Here is a 4,145-nt window from a genome sequence, read left to right as displayed (position 1 = left end):
CTTTTGATCTTGATCTTTAAAAGCAAAGTCAAAAGATCGCAGCCTTCGGCAGCTCCTACAGGTGATTCGTCGTCTATGAGCGGTGGTCCGGCGGTTACTTTTTAAGCTATACTCGCCGCCCTTTTTTTGATCACCGCCAGGCGATTTCCCATGACCCACCAGGCCGCCGAAGTCGCGAAACGCCGCACTTTCGCCATTATTTCCCACCCCGACGCCGGTAAAACCACCATCACCGAGAAGCTCTTGCTGATGGGCAAGGCGATTGCGGTGGCCGGTACGGTGAAATCCCGTAAGTCCGACCGCCATGCCACCTCCGACTGGATGGAAATGGAAAAGCAGCGGGGTATCTCGATTACCACGTCGGTCATGCAGTTCCCGTATCGCGAGCACATGATCAACCTGCTCGACACCCCGGGTCACGAAGACTTCTCCGAAGATACCTACCGCACCCTGACCGCAGTGGACTCGGCGTTGATGGTGCTCGACGGCGGTAAGGGCGTTGAGCCACGGACCATCGCCCTGATGGACGTCTGCCGTCTGCGTGATACGCCGATCGTCAGCTTCATCAACAAACTCGACCGTGACATCCGCGACCCGATCGAACTGCTCGACGAAATCGAAGCCGTCCTGAAGATCAAGGCGGCGCCGATCACCTGGCCGATTGGTTGCTATCGGGACTTCAAAGGCGTGTATCACCTCGCTGATGACTACATCATCGTGTACACCGCCGGTCACGGTCATGAACGCACCGAAACCAAGATCATCGAGAAACTCGATTCCGACGAAGCCCGCGCCCACCTCGGTGACGAATACGAGCGCTTCCTGGAGCAACTGGAACTGGTTCAGGGGGCCTGCCACGAGTTCAATCAGCAGGAATTCCTCGACGGTCAACTGACCCCGGTATTCTTCGGTACCGCATTGGGCAACTTCGGTGTCGACCATGTTCTCGACGCCGTGGTCGATTGGGCACCACGTCCTCTGGCGCGCGTCGCCAACGAGCGGACCGTGGAGCCGGTGGAAGAGAAGTTCTCGGGCTTCATCTTCAAGATCCAGGCGAACATGGACCCCAAACACCGCGACCGCATCGCCTTCATGCGCATCTGCTCCGGCAAGTACGAAAAAGGCATGAAGATGCGTCATGTGCGTACCGGCAAGGACGTGCGCATCGGTGACGCCCTGACGTTCTTCTCCTCCGAGCGTGAGCAACTGGAAGAAGCCTTCGCTGGCGACATCATTGGTCTGCACAACCACGGCACCATCCAGATCGGCGACACCTTCAGCGAAGGCGAAGTCCTGGGCTTCACCGGCATCCCGCACTTCGCCCCGGAACTGTTCCGCCGCGTGCGTCTGCGCGATCCGCTGAAATCCAAGCAACTGCGCCAAGGCCTGCAACAGCTGGCAGAAGAAGGCGCGACCCAGGTGTTCTTCCCGGAACGCAGCAACGACATCATCCTCGGCGCCGTGGGTGTGCTGCAGTTTGATGTGGTCGCCAGCCGCCTGAAGGAGGAATACAAGGTCGAGTGCTCCTACGAGCCGATCACCGTTTACTCCGCTCGCTGGATCGAATGCAGCGACAAGAAGAAGCTCGAGGAATTCTCCAACAAGGCTGTGGAAAACCTGGCACTGGACGGCGGCGGTCACCTGACCTACCTGGCGCCGACCCGGGTTAACCTGGCATTGATGGAAGAACGCTGGCCGGATGTGAAATTCCGTGCGACGCGTGAGCATCACTAAGCGCTGAGTTGCAGAAAACAAAAAGCCCCGATGCGAAAGCCCCGATGCGAAAGCCTCGGGGCTTTTTGTTAAGGGTCAAAAGATCGCAGCCTGCGGCAGCTCCTACAGGGGGATCGCGGGTTGAATGCAGGAGCTGCCGCAGGCTGCGATCTTTTGATCTTTTTGGCATAACGATTATTCGAAACAAGTCTGCCAAACACTGGCATTTTCCCTTGTCCATCGGCGTCCTATCTGGGAGAACCAAGCTGTTCGAGACTAAATTTTAATAACCGCCAGACAGGCACTTTTTAAAAGGATGGATTCGGCCATGAACAGATTGTTACGCGTTTTGTTGATGATAAAGGTATTGGTCATGCTGACCCTCGGCAGCTCGGCGGTCTGGGCCGAGTGTGAGAACCACGAGACTCAGGCTTCGAGCGGGCTGGCGGGGCATGGTGAGTTGATGATCGCTGCGTCCGACTCCGAACCTGGGGATAAAGGACAGGGTGGAGCCGAGGGCGACGATGATTCGACTACCGATGAGCCGGAGTCCGATGATCCGGACGAAGGCGATAGCCAGACGTAGATCGCAGACAAAATAAAACCCCTTCTGCCTCGATTGATGCTCAGCGAGGTAGAAGGGGTCTGGTGTACACCAAACTACTGTGGGAGCGGGCTTGCTCGCGAAGGTGGTGTGTCCGACGACAAATGAATCGACTGACACGACGCCTTCGCGAGCAAGCCCGCTCCCATATTTGTTACGCCGCGCCGTCGAGGAACTGCTCGGCGTAGTGGCACGCTACCTGGCGGGTGTCCAGCTGGCGCAAGGCCGGCTCTTCAGCGCTGCAACGCTCGGTGGCATATGGGCAACGCTTGTGGAACGCGCAGCCCGGTGGCGGGTTCAGCGGGTTGGGCAACTCGCCGACGATCTTGATTTTCGGCTTGGACGGATCCGGGTGGATGGTCGGTGTCGCCGACAGCAGGGCCTGGGTATACGGGTGCAGCGGACGGGCGTAGATGTCCTCTTTCGGACCGATTTCCACCGGGCGACCGAGGTACATCACCATCACGTCATCGGCCACGTGTTGCACCACGGCCAGGTTGTGGGAGATGAACACGTAACCGGTGTTGAACTCCTGCTGCATGTCCATGAACAGGTTCAGCACCTGCGCCTGGATCGATACGTCCAGTGCCGAGGTCGGTTCGTCCGCCACCAGCACCTTCGGTTGCAACATCATGGCGCGGGCCAGGGCGATCCGCTGGCGCTGACCGCCGGAGAACATGTGCGGATAACGCTGGTAGTGCTCGGGACGCAAGCCGACCTGCTTCATCATCGCCTGCACTTTCTCGCGACGTTCCGCAGCACTCAGGTTGGTGTTGATCAGCAGCGGCTCGGCCAACTGATCACCGATCTTCTGCCGAGGGTTGAGCGAGGCGTACGGGCTCTGGAACACCATCTGCACGTCTTTGCGCAGTTGCTTACGCTGGGCCTTGTCGGCGCCGGCGACTTCCTGGCCGGCGATTTTCAGGGAACCCGAGGACGGCTCTTCGATCAGGGTCAGGGCACGGGCCAGGGTGGATTTGCCGCAACCCGACTCGCCTACGACAGCGAGGGTCTTGCCGGCTTCCAGTTCGAACGATACGCCGTTGAGGGCGCGCACGGTGGCGTGACCCTTGAACAGGCCTCGGGACACCTCGTAGTGACGGGTCAGGTCGCGGGCGGTAAGAACGACGGCCATTACGCCACCTCCTGGTTCAGCGGGTAGAAGCAGCGAGCGAGGCTGTTGCTTTTCTGGTCAAGTGTCGGACGTTGTTGACGGCAGTTGTCTTTCACATAAGGGCAGCGTGGCGACAGCAGGCAACCCTGCGGACGGTCGTAGCGACCGGGAACGATACCCGGCAGGGTCGACAGGCGCGAGGCACCCAGGCTGTGTTCCGGAATCGCCTTGAGCAGCGCTTCGCTGTACGGGTGTGCCGGAATGTCGAACAGTTGCGGCACCTGACCGACTTCGACCGCCTGGCCGGCGTACATCACGCACACGCGCTGGGCAGTTTCGGCCACGACGGCGAGGTCGTGGGTGATCAGCACCAGACCCATGTTCTGCTCTTTCTGCAACGCCAACAGCAGGTCCATGATTTGCGCCTGAATCGTCACGTCCAGCGCTGTGGTCGGTTCGTCGGCGATCAGCAGTTTCGGCTCGCCGGCAATCGCCATGGCAATCGCGACACGCTGGCTCATACCGCCGGACAGTTGATGCGGGTAGGCGTCCATACGGCTGGCGGCACCCGGGATTTCAACTTTTTCCAGCAATTCGATGGCACGCTTGCGGGCAGCCTTGCCGGACATTTTCAGGTGCAGGCGCAGCACTTCTTCGATCTGGAAACCGACGGTGTAGCTCGGGTTCAGCGCGGTCATCGGGTCCTGGAAGACC

Annotated in this window: 4 protein-coding genes; 2 read left to right on the top strand and 2 right to left on the bottom strand. The window is 59.5% G+C overall.

Features of this window, described 5'->3' with window-relative positions:
• Window positions 1-150 precede the first annotated feature (150 nt).
• Together ACRESJ_RS06280 and ACRESJ_RS06275 are read left to right on the top strand one after the other, a co-directional pair.
• Window positions 151-1,734 carry a peptide chain release factor 3 gene (locus ACRESJ_RS06280; protein ID WP_431757139.1) on the top strand — a complete coding sequence of 528 codons (1,584 nt, stop codon included), beginning with the start codon at window positions 151-153 and terminating at the stop codon, window positions 1,732-1,734.
• 307 nt (window positions 1,735-2,041) lie between these two features.
• A complete protein-coding gene (locus ACRESJ_RS06275; protein ID WP_431757138.1) occupies window positions 2,042-2,299 on the top strand; it encodes a hypothetical protein in 258 nt (85 codons plus the stop codon).
• Window positions 2,300-2,471: 172 nt separating this feature from the next.
• Here ACRESJ_RS06275 and ACRESJ_RS06270 read toward each other — a convergent pair whose 3' ends face one another.
• Complete coding sequence (locus ACRESJ_RS06270) at window positions 2,472-3,452, bottom strand: peptide ABC transporter ATP-binding protein (RefSeq protein WP_431757137.1); 981 nt, start codon at window positions 3,450-3,452, stop codon at window positions 2,472-2,474.
• The coding region (locus tag ACRESJ_RS06265) for an ABC transporter ATP-binding protein (RefSeq protein ID WP_431757136.1) at window positions 3,452-4,145 on the bottom strand (694 nt) is incomplete at its 5' end. The genes ACRESJ_RS06265 and ACRESJ_RS06270, both read right to left, overlap by 1 nt.

It is taken from the genome of Pseudomonas sp. (genome assembly GCF_050739655.1).
Classification (GTDB): domain Bacteria; phylum Pseudomonadota; class Gammaproteobacteria; order Pseudomonadales; family Pseudomonadaceae; genus Aquipseudomonas.
Note: the sequence above shows the minus strand (reverse complement) of the source record. Positions and strands in the feature narration are given on the sequence as shown.

Coding starts and splice junctions, on each gene's coding strand:
- ACRESJ_RS06275 (WP_431757138.1), top strand. CDS start 2,042: ATGAACAGATTGTTACGCGTTTTGTTGATGATAAAGGTATTGGTCATG.
- ACRESJ_RS06280 (WP_431757139.1), top strand. CDS start 151: ATGACCCACCAGGCCGCCGAAGTCGCGAAACGCCGCACTTTCGCCATT.
- ACRESJ_RS06270 (WP_431757137.1), bottom strand. CDS start 3,452: ATGGCCGTCGTTCTTACCGCCCGCGACCTGACCCGTCACTACGAGGTG.